At 70.3% G+C, this 13920-nt stretch carries 15 protein-coding genes; 10 read left to right on the plus strand and 5 right to left on the minus strand.

What is annotated here, in order from left to right; translation table 11 throughout:
* Window positions 1-105 precede the first annotated feature (105 nt).
* Window positions 106-969 (plus strand): type II secretion system F family protein, encoded by an 864-nt coding sequence (locus ACFO27_RS14075; RefSeq protein ID WP_376817884.1) that lies wholly within the window; start codon window positions 106-108, stop codon window positions 967-969.
* On the plus strand, window positions 963-1388 hold the full coding sequence (locus tag ACFO27_RS14080; protein WP_376817885.1) for a DUF192 domain-containing protein: 426 nt from the start codon (window positions 963-965) through the stop codon (window positions 1386-1388). Before ACFO27_RS14075 ends, ACFO27_RS14080 begins: the two co-directional genes overlap by 7 nt.
* On the opposite strand, the gene ACFO27_RS14085 is transcribed toward ACFO27_RS14080, so the two are convergent.
* Complete coding sequence (locus ACFO27_RS14085; RefSeq protein WP_376817886.1) at window positions 1346-2131, minus strand: BPSS1780 family membrane protein; 786 nt, start codon at window positions 2129-2131, stop codon at window positions 1346-1348. The two genes, ACFO27_RS14080 and ACFO27_RS14085, sit on opposite strands and share 43 nt — an antisense overlap.
* The gene (locus ACFO27_RS14090; RefSeq protein ID WP_376817887.1) at window positions 2128-3102 is read right to left on the minus strand and encodes a homoserine kinase; all 975 of its coding nucleotides are present in this window, start codon (window positions 3100-3102) and stop codon (window positions 2128-2130) included. The genes ACFO27_RS14085 and ACFO27_RS14090 overlap by 4 nt, the downstream gene beginning before the upstream one ends.
* 171 nt (window positions 3103-3273) lie before the next feature.
* Between ACFO27_RS14090 and dusA the strand changes: the two genes are divergently transcribed.
* On the plus strand, window positions 3274-4308 hold the full coding sequence (gene dusA, locus ACFO27_RS14095; RefSeq protein ID WP_376817888.1) for a tRNA dihydrouridine(20/20a) synthase DusA: 1035 nt from the start codon (window positions 3274-3276) through the stop codon (window positions 4306-4308).
* A gap of 22 nt (window positions 4309-4330) precedes the next feature.
* On the opposite strand, the gene ACFO27_RS14100 is transcribed toward dusA, so the two are convergent.
* Both ACFO27_RS14100 and ACFO27_RS14105 read right to left on the minus strand, forming a co-directional pair.
* A complete protein-coding gene (locus ACFO27_RS14100) occupies window positions 4331-4792 on the minus strand; it encodes a CBS domain-containing protein (RefSeq protein WP_376817889.1) in 462 nt (153 codons plus the stop codon).
* A gap of 39 nt (window positions 4793-4831) precedes the next feature.
* A complete protein-coding gene (locus ACFO27_RS14105) occupies window positions 4832-6088 on the minus strand; it encodes a YihY family inner membrane protein (protein WP_376817890.1) in 1257 nt (418 codons plus the stop codon).
* Window positions 6089-6132: 44 nt separating this feature from the next.
* Between ACFO27_RS14105 and ACFO27_RS14110 the strand changes: the two genes are divergently transcribed.
* Both ACFO27_RS14110 and ACFO27_RS14115 read left to right on the plus strand, forming a co-directional pair.
* On the plus strand, window positions 6133-6498 hold the full coding sequence (locus ACFO27_RS14110; protein WP_376817891.1) for a DUF2069 domain-containing protein: 366 nt from the start codon (window positions 6133-6135) through the stop codon (window positions 6496-6498).
* The gene (locus ACFO27_RS14115; RefSeq protein WP_376817892.1) at window positions 6491-7969 is read left to right on the plus strand and encodes a protein adenylyltransferase SelO; all 1479 of its coding nucleotides are present in this window, start codon (window positions 6491-6493) and stop codon (window positions 7967-7969) included. Before ACFO27_RS14110 ends, ACFO27_RS14115 begins: the two co-directional genes overlap by 8 nt.
* A gap of 75 nt (window positions 7970-8044) precedes the next feature.
* On the opposite strand, the gene ACFO27_RS14120 is transcribed toward ACFO27_RS14115, so the two are convergent.
* Window positions 8045-8917: an EAL domain-containing protein gene (locus ACFO27_RS14120; RefSeq protein WP_376817893.1), complete on the minus strand. Its 873-nt coding sequence runs from the start codon at window positions 8915-8917 to the stop codon at window positions 8045-8047.
* Window positions 8918-9116: 199 nt separating this feature from the next.
* Here ACFO27_RS14120 and ACFO27_RS14125 point away from each other — a divergent pair, with 199 nt between their 5' ends.
* The 5 genes from ACFO27_RS14125 to leuD all read left to right on the plus strand — a co-directional run bounded on the left by ACFO27_RS14125 (window position 9117) and on the right by leuD (window position 13891).
* Window positions 9117-9530 (plus strand): MerR family transcriptional regulator, encoded by a 414-nt coding sequence (locus ACFO27_RS14125; RefSeq protein WP_376817894.1) that lies wholly within the window; start codon window positions 9117-9119, stop codon window positions 9528-9530.
* Between the two features lie 171 nt (window positions 9531-9701).
* Complete coding sequence (gene aroC, locus ACFO27_RS14130; RefSeq protein WP_376817895.1) at window positions 9702-10760, plus strand: chorismate synthase; 1059 nt, start codon at window positions 9702-9704, stop codon at window positions 10758-10760.
* A gap of 5 nt (window positions 10761-10765) precedes the next feature.
* Window positions 10766-11587, plus strand: coding sequence for a M48 family metallopeptidase (locus ACFO27_RS14135; protein WP_376817896.1), 822 nt, complete (start codon window positions 10766-10768; stop codon window positions 11585-11587).
* A 233-nt stretch (window positions 11588-11820) separates the two neighbouring features.
* The gene (leuC, locus tag ACFO27_RS14140; RefSeq protein ID WP_376817897.1) at window positions 11821-13224 is read left to right on the plus strand and encodes a 3-isopropylmalate dehydratase large subunit; all 1404 of its coding nucleotides are present in this window, start codon (window positions 11821-11823) and stop codon (window positions 13222-13224) included.
* Window positions 13225-13234: 10 nt separating this feature from the next.
* Window positions 13235-13891: a 3-isopropylmalate dehydratase small subunit gene (gene leuD / locus ACFO27_RS14145; RefSeq protein ID WP_376817898.1), complete on the plus strand. Its 657-nt coding sequence runs from the start codon at window positions 13235-13237 to the stop codon at window positions 13889-13891.
* Window positions 13892-13920 lie beyond the last annotated feature (29 nt).

Consider the following 13920-nt stretch of genomic DNA (forward strand, 5'->3'; position numbering starts at 1 on the left):
GGGCGGGACCGGGCGCGAGGCGGCGGGCCGCCGCCGGGCTCCGCACGGGATGGTGGGTTCGAGCAGCGGCCGGCGGCCGGCCGATGATCGACTGGAGGGAACGAGATGGCGTGGTTCTGGATCGGCTTGTCCCTGGCGGCCCTGGCCGCCTGCCTGGGCCTGTGGGTGCTGGGTGGTCCCTGGGCCGCCGCGCGCGGCGAGCTTCGGACCCGGCCGCCCGCGTTCTGGTGGCCCTGGGTGCTGGCGCTGGCGCCCTGGTGCGCGCCTTTCGTCACCTGGCGCATGCGCCGGGAATTGCGGCGCTGGGGACCGCGCGCGGGTCTGGCCGCGCATTGGCAGGCGGACCGCTGGCTGGCGGCCTGCGTACTGGCGGCCGGCTGCGGCGCCGTGCTGGCCGGTGCGGGGGCATGGATGGCTTCCGCCCCGGCGCGGATCGGCATCCTGTCGGCGCTGGCGGGCGCCCTGCTGGGCTTCGTGTGGCCGGACCAGGCCTTGCGCCGCCGCGCGGCTGCACGCCGGCTGCGGATGATGCGCGAGCTGCCCTTCATGCTGGATCTGCTGACCCTGTGCGTGGAAGCCGGCCTCAGCCTGCCGGCGGCCCTGCGCCAGGTGGCCGGCCATGCGCCGGAAGGCCCGCTGCGGCAGAGCCTGCGGGACGCGGCCGCGCTGGAGCGCACCGGCATGGACCGGCCGCGCTGGCTGCAGCATTGGGCGGATCATGCGGATGTGCCCGGAGTCCGCGGCCTGGTCTCGGCCCTGGCCCAGGCCGACCGCCTGGGCATGAGCCTGGGGCCCCTGCTGCGGGCCCAGGCCGAGCGCCAGCGCAGCGAGCGGTTCCTGCGCGCCGAGAAGCTGGCCCTGGAGGCGCCCGTGCGCATGCTGTTTCCCATGGTGCTGTGCATCTTTCCCTGCACTTTCCTGGTCATCGGCTTTCCCGTGGCGGTGAAGCTGCTGGACGCGGGATGGTGAGCGTCCCCGGAGCCGATCCCCGTCGGCCGGGACCCTATCGGCGGCTGGCCTGGCGCGGCCCCGGGGAGCCGGCATCGTGGCTGGACACGGCCCGGCCGCTGCGCCTGTATTGCGCGCGTTCCTTCGCCGCGCGGCTGCTCGGCCTGCGCCTGTGGCCGGAGTGGGGCGCGCGACCCCGGGGGCTGCTGCTGCCGGGATGCCGCGCCGTGCATACGCTGGGGCTGGCGCGGCCCGTGGACCTGGTGTTCCTGGACGCTGAAGGGCGGATCGTGGGGATGATGCCCCGGGTCGGTCCGGGGCGTTGCGCGCTGCGCCGCCGCGCGCGGGCCGTCGTGGAGCTGCCCGCGGGCTATTGCGCCCGGCGGGATTGGCGGGCTCAGGTCGAGGCCGCCTGGCTGGCGCGGAAGATCGTCGTGTAGATGGGATAGAAGCTGCAATACAGCAGGGCCGTGACCACGACGTCCAGCGGCAGGGAAAGCCAGGCCAGCAGGGCCATGGACACCCCGGCGGCGGCCAGTCCGTCCAGCAGGCCGTGCAGGCCGAAGAACGCGGCGGCCCAGGTCGCCACGTAGACGACGATGGGGTATTTGTTGCGCCAGCAGGCGACCATGGAATAGAACAGCGCCCGGCGCAGGGGCAGGGCATGCCAGCCGACCAGGGCCGGCGTGTGCCAGAACAGGGCCGAGAGCAGCACGTAGAACAGGCCGAACACCATCAGCGGGCCCTGCATGGCCTGGGCCAGGGCGGTGAAATCGGGTTGCTCGGCGGTGCCCAGGGCATCGAGCATCGAGGACAGGAAGGGCAGCACGGCGGCCAGGGCGGCGACGAAGGAGCAGCCCAGATAGGCCAGGCCCAGCTTCAGCAATGCGCCCGTGACGCCGGGGGCCTGCAGCGGCCGCAGCCACATGCCGGGGATCATGCGCACGCCCTCGTCCAGGTTGCGGCAGGCGCACAGCGTCAGGAAGGTCAGCAGCGGGGTGAGCAGCACCAGCGCGGTCTGGCCCAGCACCGGGACGAGGGCGCCGACGTTGATGAAGAAGCTGGTGGCGATGCTCCAGAAGAGCATGGCCATGGGCTGGCGGCGGAACAGCCGGATGCCCTGGGCGATCCAGGACCAGCCGGCGCCGGGAGGCAGGATGGCGGCTTGCAGGGGTGTCGTCATGGGCGGGGCAGGGCGGGCGCGGGCTGCTCGGTGCGCAGCCGCAGGATGCGTTCGAAGTGGCGCGGATCGTGCGGCTTGAGCGTCTGGGCCGGCCGGGGCAGGTGGAAGTCGTACAGGCGGGAAATCCAGAAGCGCAGGGCCGCCGCGCGCAGCATCACCGGCCAGGCGGCGCGCTCTTCCTCGGTGAAGGGGCGCACGGCGTGGTAGGCCTGCAGCCAGGCTTCCAGGCGGCGGCGCACGAAAGCCCCCGTCGCCCGGTGGATGCACCAGTCGTTGACGCTGACCGCCACGTCGAACAGCCAGGTGTCGCAGCCGGCGAAGTAGAAGTCGATGAAGCCGCCCATGTGGGGCGACTCGAAGGTGCCGTCGAACAGCACGTTGTCGCGGAACAGGTCGCAGTGCGCGGGGCCGAAGGGCAGCTTCGCGGGGGCGCCCGCGGCGGCGAAGGCGATCTGCTCGCCCAGCGTGCCGCGCAGCAGTTCGGCCTGGCCGGCGTCCAGGAAGGGCGCCAGGGCGGGCGCGGTGGCCTTCCACCAATCCAGGCCGCGCAGGTTGGGCTGGTGGATGGGGAAGTCCCGCGCGGCCAGGTGGGCACGGGCCAGGGTCTGTCCGGCCAGGGCGCAGTGGGCCGGACCGGGCTCGGGCTCGTAGCCGCCCGACAGGCGCGTGACGATCGCGGCCGGCTTGCCGTTCAGGGTGGTCAGGCGGGTGCCGTCGAGTAGGGTCTGGGGTTCGGGCACGGGCACGCCGCGGCCGGCCAGGTGGTGCATCAGCTCGATGTAGAACGGCAGCTGCTCGGCGGTCAGGACCTCGAACAGGGTCAGCACATAGGCGCCCCGCGTGGTGTCGAGGAAGTAATTGGTGTTCTCGATGCCGGCGGTGATGCCGCGCAGGGCGACCAGTTCGCCCAGCTGGTAGCGCCGCAGCAGGGCGCGGGCGTCGTCTTCGGTGACGGGAGTGAATACGGCCATGGGAATACGCATGCGGCCGCGGAAGGCCGGAGTTCGGGTCGGGATCGGTCAGCCGGAATTTTAGACGAAAAGCCGGCCGGGGCCGGCCGACGGCGCGACCGGCGCCGCGTGGCGGCCGCGCGGCCCTCGCGCGCCCGGTTAAAATGGAAGATTGTCCAAGAATGCCCCGCCATGCCCCTGTCCCCATCCGGCGTCCGGATCGATGCCGATCCCGCCGCGCCGTCCATCCCGCCCGCCGATCCGGAATCCAGGCCCTGGCGGCTGTGCGTGGCGCCGATGATCGACGTCACGGACCGGCATTGCCGCTATTTCCATCGCCTGCTCTCGCCGCGTGCCCGCTTGTACACCGAGATGATCACCACCGGCGCCCTGCTGCACGGCGACGTGGGCCGGCACCTGGATTTCGATCCGGCCGAGCATCCCGTGGCCCTGCAGCTGGGCGGCAGCGAGCCGGACGCGCTGGCGCAGTGCGCCCGGCTGGGCGAGCGCCGGGGCTACGACGAGATCAACCTGAACTGCGGCTGCCCGTCCGAGCGGGTCCAGCGCGGCGCCTTCGGGGCCTGTCTGATGGCCGAGCCGCATCTGGTCGCCGATTGCGTCCGCGCCATGCGGGACGCCGTGTCGGTACCGGTGACGGTCAAGCACCGCCTGGGCCTGGACTACGACGAGTCCTACGATTTCGTGCGCGATTTCGTCGGCATCCTGTTCGAGGCCGGTTGCCGGGTGTTCATCGTCCATGCGCGCAACGCGGTCCTGAAGGGACTGTCGCCCAAGGACAACCGGGAAAAGCCGCCGCTGCGCTACGCGGACGCCGAACGTCTGAAACGGGATTTCCCGGACGCGGCGTTCGTGCTGAACGGCGGGCTGGCCGACGTCGATGCCTGCATGGACTGGATGGAGCGCCTGGATGGCGTGATGCTGGGCCGGGCCGCCTGGCACCATCCCGACATCCTGGCCGAACTGGACCGGCGCATGGCGCCCGGCGAGACGCCCCCCGGATCCGAGGCCATCCTGGACGCCTGGGTGGATTACGTGGCCGCGCAGCACGCGCGCGGCGTGCCGATGCACATCATGATGCGTGGCGTGCTGGGCTGGCGCACCGGCCGTCCCGGGGCGCGGCAATGGCGGCGCATGCTGTCGGATCCCGCGCTGTTGCGGGCCGAAGGCCCCGGGATCCTGCGCCGTGCCTGGCAGGCGCTGGCCTGATGGCCGGCGCCGGAACAGGACATCAACGGGCCGGCGCGTCCGACGCGTCGGAAGGCCAGTCGCGGATGTAGGCCTTCAGCATGTCGTTCTCGAACTGCTGGGCCTCGACGATGGCGCGCGCCATGTCGTAGAACGAGATCACGCCCATGAGGGTGGGGCCGTCCATCACCGGAATGTAGCGGGCGTGCTTGTCGAGCATCAGGCGCTGGACCTCGTCGGCGTCGGTGTTGGGCGTGACGCTGACGGGCGCGTCGTCCATGATGCTGCGCACCGTGTAGTCGCCGGCCTGGCCGTCGTGGGCGTTCAGGTGGTTGATGATCTCGCGGAAGGTCAGCATGCCGGCGAGCTGGCCGTGGTCCATGATGACCAGCGAGCCGATGTCGAGCTGGCTCATCGTGGCGATGGCCTCGCGCACCGGCATGTCGGGCGTCCCGGTGTACAGCGTGTGCCCCTTCACGCGCAGGATTTCATTGACTTTCAGCATGTCGATTCCCAGTGGCGCCGTGGTCCGGCTGTTTGTTCACTATTGTGCATCATCGTCCCGGTTTTCGGTAGCGTCGCCGGCGAAAAGCGCGTCCAGGACGGGAGGATCGCCCAGCAGGGTCCGGGCCACGGCGTCGAGTGTGCCCGGCCGCAGCCCCGCCTGGGCGCGATCGATCAGCAGCTTGTCCACCAGCGGGCCGATGTCGGCCCGGGCGGGATCGCAGGCCAGCACCCACTGGTCGCCATCGGCCACGGGGACGGCGTAGCCCAGTTCGCGCAGGGCGCCAAGCATGTCGCGCAGGGCGTCGGGATGGACGCGCAGGTGTTTTTCCAGGTAGCCCGGGCTGCGCCCCGGCGGCAGCGCGCCACGCGCCTGCCACAGGATGCGCAGGATCCCCAGCGCGTCGACGGCCTGGGCGCCGACCTGGCGCTGCAGCGCCCAGCGGTGCAGCCGCAGCGCCGGCAGCAGCGAGGCCACCGTGGCGCCCATCAGCACCACCAGCCAGGACAGGTAGATCCACAGCAGGAAGATCGGCAGCGTGGCGAACGCCCCGTAGATGACGGTGTAGGAGGGGAAGCGCGTCAGGTAGGCGGTGAACCCGGCCTTCATGACGGCCAGCACCGCCGTCGTGCCCAGCCCGCCCAGCGCGGCGTCGCGCCACAGCACGCGGCAGTTGGGCACGAATACGAACAGGGCGGTGAAGCCCAGGACCGACAACAGCAGGGGCACCAGGTTGAGCAGCAGGCCGACGCCTTCGGGCAGGTCGCCGATGTAGCCCAGGGATTCCCGCGCCAGCACCGAACTGGCCCACAGGCTGGCGCCCATCAGGATCGGCCCCAGGGAAATGATCGCCCAGTACACCAGCAGCCGCTGGCGCATGGGGCGCTGGCGGGCGACGTTCCAGATTTCGTTGAAGGCCTCGTCGATGGTCATGATCAGCAGGATCGAGGTCACGACCAGGAAGGCGCCGCCCACCGCCGTCAGTCCGGACGCCTGCGCCGCGAACTGGTTCAGGTAGCGCATGATGGTGTCCGACACCGAGGGCGGCAGCAGGCTTTCGCCGAGGAAGGTTTCCAGGGCCTGGTGGAATTCGGCGAACAGCGGAAAGGCGGTGAACAGCGCCAGCACCACGGCCAGCATCGGCACGATCGCCAGCACCGTGGTGAAGGTCAGGCTGGAGGCCACCCGGGTCAGCTTGCGGTGCGCGGCGAAGTCCAGCGTGAAACGCAGGATGTCCAGCGCGCGGTTGCGGCGCTCGGCCAGGGACGGGGCGGGAGTCTGCGGTGTCGTCGTCATGGGGCGGGCACGGGGTTTCGGGTCATAATACCAGCATGGAAAGCGTGGAAATCAAATTCAGCCCGGGCCTGCACGGCTTGGCGTGCGTCTGCCTGTTCGGCCTGATCGTCCTGTGCGTGGGCTGGGAGCTGTGGTGGGCGCCGCTGCGTCCCGGCGGCACGTTGATGGCCCTGAAGGCCGTGCCGCTGCTGTTCGCCGTGAGCGGCGTGCTGCGGCGCCGGCTCTACACCCTGCAATGGGTGTCCATGCTCAGTCTGCTCTACCTGATGGAAGGCGTGGTGCGCGCCTGGTCGGACGTCTCGCCGGTATCGGCGGCGCTGGCCGGCCTGGAAATCCTCCTGTCGCTGGGCCTGTACCTGGGCGCCATCCTGTACGTGCGTCCCGCCAAGCGGGCGGCGCGCCATGGCTGAACCGTCGTCCCTGGCCGCGCTGCGCGCGGGCTGCTCGTTCGCGTCCCTGCCGCGCGGCTTCTACGCCCAGGTGGATCCCCGGCCCTTGCGCGGACCGCGCCTGCTGCATGCCAACCCCGACGCGGCGGCCCTGATCGGCCTGGACGCCGCCGCGCTGCGGTCGCCCGAATTCCTGGCCCTGTGTTCCGGCGGCGTCCGGCTGGGGGACGTCCCGCCGTTGGCCACGGCCTACAGCGGCCACCAGTTCGGTGTCTGGGCCGGGCAGTTGGGCGACGGCCGGGCGCATCTGCTGGGCGATGTCCGGACCCCTGACGGCGCCTGGGAAATCCAGCTGAAGGGCTCGGGCCGCACGCCGTATTCCCGCATGGGCGACGGCTGGGCCGTGCTGCGCTCCAGCGTGCGCGAATACCTGGCCAGCGAGGCCATGGCCGGCCTGGGCATCCCGACGACCCGGGCGCTGGCGCTGGCCGCCTCGGACGATCCGGTGGTGCGCGAGACCGTCGAGACCGCCGCCGTCGTCACCCGCCTGGCGCCCAGTTTCGTGCGCTTCGGCCATTTCGAGCACTGGGGCCATTCCCATCACGAGCAGAAGGCCCTGCTGGACTACGTCGTGGATCATTGGTATCCCGAATGCCGGGAAACGGCCGGCGGCGAAGCCGACGTGCCCGCCACGGCCTGCCGGCTGCTGTCCGAGGTGACGCGGCGCACGGCGCGCCTGATCGCCCAATGGCAGCTCGCGGGCTTCTGCCATGGCGTGATGAACACCGACAACATGTCCATCCTGGGCCTGACGCTGGACTACGGGCCCTATGGCTTCATGGACGCCTTTCAGGCGGACCACGTCTGCAACCACAGCGACACGGCGGGGCGCTACGCCTGGAACGCCCAGCCGGCCGTGGCGCGCTGGAACCTGTACCGCCTGGCGGGCAGCCTGCTGGTGCTGGGCTGCGAGGCGCCCGCGCTGGAGGCCTGCCTGGCGCCCTTCGAGGCCGAGTTCCTGGACGCCTACCGCGCCGGCCTGGCGCGCAAGCTGGGCCTGGACGCCTGGCGGCCGGACGACGCGGCGCTGGAGGACGACTGGTGGAACCTGCTGCACGCGCAGCGGGCCGATTTCACCCTGGCCTTCCGCCGGCTGTCCGGCGCCGACCGCGATGCCGGCCCCTGGCTGGCCCTGTTCGCCGATCCCGCGCCGGCGCGCGCCTGGCTGGACCGCTACCTGGCTCGGCGGGCCGGGCAGGGCGGGGACGCGGCCGCGCGCCGCGCCGCCATGGACCGCGCCAATCCGCTCTACGTGCTGCGCAATCACCTGGCGCAGCGCGCCATCGAGGCCGCGCAACGGGGCGACGCCTCGGAGATCGACCGGCTGTGGTCCCTGCTGCGGGATCCGTACACCGAACGCCCCGGCTTCGAATCCTATGCCCGGCCGCCCGACGCCGGCGAGCCGGCGGTGCCGGTCAGCTGCTCGTCCTGATCCGGTAGGCAAGGGGACGCGGCGCAGCCTTCATGCGGGCCGGTGCCCGGCGCGGAAGAAGGCGGTACGAGACGGTCAGCCGTGCCGTCCGGGCCCCCTGTCCGGCGCGAGGACCAGCGTCCGGGGCCGCGCGGCGGGATAGTCCTCGATGAACCGAGGCCGGCCGAACAGCCAGCCCTGCGCGCGGCGGATGCCCAGGACCGACAGCCATCGCGCCTGGGCCTCGGTTTCGACGCCTTCTGCCGTGATCGACAGGCCCTGCGCGCCCGCCAGACGGCCGAGGTGCCGGACGATTTCCCGGGCGGCGCGGGAGTCGTCGATGCGCCGGGTCAGGCGGTGGTCGATCTTGATTCCATCCAGCGTCAGCTCGACCAGGGACTGGAGATTGGCGTAGCCGGTGCCGAAATCGTCCAGATAGACCTGGATGCCCCGGGCGCGGATCTCCTGGATGACGGGGCCGCAGCGTTCGGGCGCCAGCAGGCAGCGCTCGGTCAGCTCCACGTTCAGGAGCGCGCCGTCCAGCGCCCCGGACAGATCCGAGAGCAGCGAGACGGTCTCCATGGTTTCGGCGTCCGCGGCCGACAGATTGATCGACAGGCCGACGGATCCCGGAATCCGTTGCGTGACGCGATCCCTGGCGGCCAGCAAGCAGACCTGCCGGGTGATGTCCCGGATCAGACCGATGCGCTCGGCCAGGGGGATGAAGACGTCCGGCCCGACGCGCGCCCGCGGCCAGCGGATCAGGGCTTCGACGCCGATGGTCCGGCGGTTGCGCAAGTCGACGATGGGCTGGTAGGCGAGGCGGAATTCCTTCCGCTCCAGGGCGAGCCTCAGGGCGGTCCGGGGGTCCGGATCGTCCGAAGTTTCCGCGGCGGCGTCCGGGGCGCCGCCGGTCCTCGTGGGATACGGGAAGCCTTCGATCTCCGGTCCTGGTGCTGTCTCTTCCATGCGGGGTGGCCTTTGATTCTTCGATTCTAGTCAAATCGTTTTGTTACGGATAACATAGTCGTTCATCGAACAAAGGAAGGAACGCAGCCGGTCCGCATGGGTGGCAGACCGGTTCGCGGCACTCATGGATTCCTGATTGCCAGGGGCAATCTAACGTCCGTACCCAGGTACGGAGTCAAGGAGTTCATGAGGTGATGCATTGAATATCGGTCGTGCCGCGAAGCTGGCCGGCGTGAGCGTGGAGACCATCCGCTACTATCAGCGTCGCGGCCTCGTCGCAGTGCCGGCCAAGCCCTTGGGTTCCCACCGCCGCTATTCGCAGGATGTCGTCGAGCGGATCCGCTTCATCAAGCAGGCGCAGGCCTGGGGCTTCTCGCTCGACGAAATCATCCGGCTGCTGCAGCCGCCGCAGGCGATGCAGTGCGCGCAGGTGCAGGAATTGGTGCAGGAGAAAATCCACGTCCTGCATGGCCAGATGCGGGATCTGAGCAGGATGGTCAGGGGGCTGGAATCCCTGCTGGAGCAATGCCGAGGGCAGCCGGGCTGCGCCCAGTGCCCGTTGCGGGCCTACGCGTTCTGCCGGTCGTTCGACATCCGGATGCGGCCAGCATAGGGGCGCGGGAAGAGTCCGTCCGGACGCCGGGGCCGCGTCCGGGGGGATCCCCCGCCAAAGGATGCGATAATCGGGCCTCGGGAAATTTGTCCAGAACATCCCTTGCGCAGGCAGGTCCGGTGGCGTGTGCCTCCGGTCAGGCTCCGACGGTTTTCTTTCACAGAACTTTCCATGTCCGGCAATACCCTGGGTACTCTGTTTCGTGTCACCAATTTCGGCGAATCGCACGGTCCGGCCATCGGCGCCGTGGTCGACGGCTGCCCGCCGGGCATGGCGCTGTCCGAAGCCGACATCCAGGCGGAACTGGACCGGCGCCGGCCCGGGACCTCGCGCCACGTCACCCAGCGCCGCGAGCCGGACACGGTGGAAATCCTGTCGGGCGTGTTCGAGGGCGTGACCACCGGCACGCCCATCGGCCTGCTGATCCGCAACACCGACGCGCGCAGCAAGGACTACAGCAACATCGCCGACACCTTCCGCCCCGGCCACGCCGACTACACCTATTGGAAGAAGTACGGCGTGCGCGATCCCCGGGGCGGCGGGCGCTCCTCGGCGCGTCTGACGGCGCCCACCGTGGCGGCGGGCGCGGTGGCGCGCAAATGGCTGATGCAGGAACACGGCGTGCGCATCCGCGGCTACATGAGCCAGCTCGGGCCGATCCCGATTCCCTTTGAGTCCTGGGACGCCGTGCCGCAGAATCCGTTCTACGCGCCCAACGCCGGCATCGTCCCGGAGCTCGAAGCCTTCATGGACCGGCTGCGCCACGACGGCGACTCCATCGGCGCCCGCATCGAAGTCACGGCCGAAGGCCTGCCCGCCGGCTGGGGCGAACCCATCTACGACCGGCTGGACGCGGACATCGCCCACGCGATGATGGGGCTGAACGCCGTCAAGGGCGTGTCGATCGGCTCGGGGTTCGATTGCGTCGCGATGCGCGGCTCGGAACACGGCGACGAAATCGGCCCCGACGGTTTCATGGGCAACCACGCGGGCGGCGTGCTGGGGGGGATTTCCTCCGGCCAGCCGCTGCGGGTGTCGCTGGCGGTCAAGCCCACCTCCAGCATCCGCATCGAACGCCACTCCGTGAACCGGGCCAACGAGCCGGTCATGGTGCAGACGCTGGGACGCCACGATCCCTGCGTGGCGATCCGCGCCACGCCCATCGCCGAGGCCCTGCTGGCCATCGTGCTGATGGACCACGCCCTGCGCCATCGGGGGCAGTGCGCCTGAGGGGGATGAACATGATCCGAACCATCCGCGGCCTTTCCGCGATCGGCCTGGCCGCGCTGCTGGCGGCCTGCGCCCAGGTCCAGACGACCCAGTCGGGGCTGGTGGGCGTGAACCGCACCCAGACCATGTCCACCCTGGTGTCCGAGGCCGAGCTGAACCAGCAGGCGGCGACCGAGTACCGCCAGATCCTGGCCCAGGCCAAGGCCAAGGGCGCCCTGGACACCCCGGCCGCGCAGACCCAGCGGGTCCAGGCGATCGCCCGCAAGCTCATCGCCCAGGCCGGCGTCTTCCGTCCGGACGCGCGCAACTGGGCCTGGGAAATCCACCTGCTGAAGTCCGACGAGGTCAACGCCTGGTGCATGCCGGGCGGCAAGATCGCGGTCTACACCGGCCTGCTCGACAAGATCCAGCCCACGGACGCCGAACTGGCGGCGGTGCTGGGGCACGAGATCTCGCACGCCCTGCGGGAACACGCGCGCGAGCAGGTTTCGCGCCAGATGGCCGCCAACGTCGGCCTGTCGATCCTGTCGGCCGTCACCGGCAACCAAGCCGTGGCCGACTTGGGCTCTTCGCTGACGCAGGTCATGTTCACCCTGCCCAACAGCCGTTCCAACGAGACCGAGGCCGACCGCATGGGCGTGGAACTGGCCGCCCGCGCCGGCTACGATCCGCGCGCCGCCATCACGCTGTGGCAGAAAATGGAACGCGCCGGGGGCGGGGGGCAGCCCGAAATCCTGTCCACGCACCCCTCGTCGCAGAGCCGGATCGCGGATCTGAAACAGGCCTCCGAGATCGTGCTGCCGCTCTACCAGGGCAAGAAAGGTTAGGGCCCCCGTCCGGGATCCCGTCCCGGACCGTGCGGCACCCGCTTGCCGCCCGGCTCGTCCAGGGGCGTCCCTGGCTCAAGCTGGTATCTATTACATCCAATACCAGGATAAGCACTGGCCTTGTCCGGGAAAATCACACTGGCATAATGGGTTCATCGCGTCCGCGCGTCTCGGTCCTTCCGGGCGGATCCGCCGCGGACGGCGCCCATTTCCCGATTTTCGAGGCCACGACCATGCCCCAAACCCTGTACGACAAACTCTGGGACGCCCATGTGGTGCACCAGGGCCCGGACGGCACCTGTCTGCTGTACATCGACCGCCATCTCGTCCACGAGGTCACCAGCCCGCAGGCCTTCGAAGGCCTGGAACTGGCCGGCCGCAAGCCGTGGCGGATCTCCGCCAACCTGGCAGTGGCCGACCACAACGTGCCCACCACGGCGCGCAGCGAAGGCATCCAGGACCCGGTCTCGCGCCTGCAGGTCGACACCCTGGACAAGAACTGCGACACCTGGGGCATCACCGAATTCCGCATGAACGACCGCCGCCAGGGCATCGTCCACGTCATCGGGCCGGAACAGGGCGCCACTCTGCCGGGCATGACCGTGGTCTGCGGCGATTCGCACACCAGCACGCACGGCGCCATGGGGGCGCTGGCCTTCGGCATCGGCACCTCCGAAGTCGAGCACGTCCTGGCCACGCAGACGCTGCTGATGAAAAAGAGCCGCAGCATGCTGGTGCGCGTGGAAGGCGAACTGCCCTTCGGCTGTACGGCCAAGGACCTGATCCTGTACGTGATCGGGCGCATCGGCACGGCGGGCGGCACGGGCTACGCCATCGAGTTCGGCGGCAGCGCCGTGCGCGCCCTGTCCATGGAAGGCCGCATGACGGTCTGCAACATGGCGATCGAGGCCGGCGCGCGCTCGGGCATGGTGGCCGTGGACCAGACCACCATCGACTATTTCAAGGGCCGCCCCTACGCGCCCGAGGGCGCCCTGTGGGACCAGGCCGTGGAATACTGGCGCACCCTGCATTCCGATCCGGACGCGGCCTTCGACCGCGTGGTGGAGATCGACGCGGCCGACATCGAGCCGCAGGTCAGCTGGGGCACTTCGCCGGAAATGGTGGCCGCCGTCGGCGCGCGCGTGCCGGATCCGGCCGCCGAGACCGACGCCGTGCGCCGCAAGGGCATGGAGCGCGCCCTGCAGTACATGGACCTGAAGGCGGGCACGCCGCTGGCCGAAGTCGCCATCGACAAGGTCTTCATCGGCTCCTGCACCAACGCCCGCATCGAGGACCTGCGCGCGGCCGCCGCCGTGGCCAGGGGCCGCCGGGTGGCGCCCAACGTGCGCCTGGCGATGGTCGTGCCGGGCTCCGGCCTGGTCAAGGCCCAGGCCGAGCGCGAAGGGCTGGACCGCATCTTCCTGGACGCCGGCTTCGAATGGCGCGAGCCGGGCTGTTCGATGTGCCTGGCCATGAACGCCGACCGGCTGGAGCCGGGCGAGCGCTGCGCCTCGACCTCGAACCGCAACTTCGAGGGCCGCCAGGGGCAGGGCGGCCGCACCCACCTGGTCAGTCCCGCCATGGCCGCCGCCGCCGCCGTGGCCGGCCATTTCGTCGACGTGCGCACTTTCCAATAGGATTCCGAACATGCAAGCCTTCACCACGCACCGGGGCCTGGTGGCCCCCCTGGACCGGGAAAACGTCGATACCGACCTGATCATCCCCAAGCAGTTCCTGAAGTCCATCAAGCGCACGGGCTTCGGCCCCAACCTGTTCGACGAACTGCGCTACCTGGACCACGGCGAGCCCGGCATGGACAACAGCCGCCGGCCGCAGAACCCGGATTTCGTGCTGAACCAGCCGCGCTACCAGGGCGCCTCGATCCTGCTGTGCCGCAAGAACTTCGGCTGCGGCTCCAGCCGCGAGCACGCGCCCTGGGCCCTGCAGCAGTACGGCTTCCGCGCGCTGATCGCGCCGTCCTACGCCGACATCTTCTTCAACAACAGCTTCAAGAACGGCCTGCTGCCCATCGTGCTGCCCGAGGCCGTGGTGGCCCGCCTGTTCCAGGCCGTCGAGGCCGCGCCGGGCTACGAGCTGACCGTGGACCTGGCCGGACAGCGGGTGACCGCGCCCGACGGCGAGTCCTGGTCCTTCGAGATCGACGCCTACCGCAAGGAATCGCTGCTGAAGGGCCTGGACGAGATCGGCCAGACCCTGCTGCACGCTGGCGAAATTCGCGCCTTCGAGGCGCGGCGCCTGGCGCAACACCCCTGGCTGGCGCGCGAGAATCCCGGCGGCCTTTGATTTTCCGTCCTTTCCTCAACCCCCAGGCG

Source organism: Castellaniella denitrificans (genome assembly GCF_042653765.1).
Taxonomy (GTDB): Bacteria; Pseudomonadota; Gammaproteobacteria; order Burkholderiales; family Burkholderiaceae_B; genus Castellaniella; species Castellaniella denitrificans.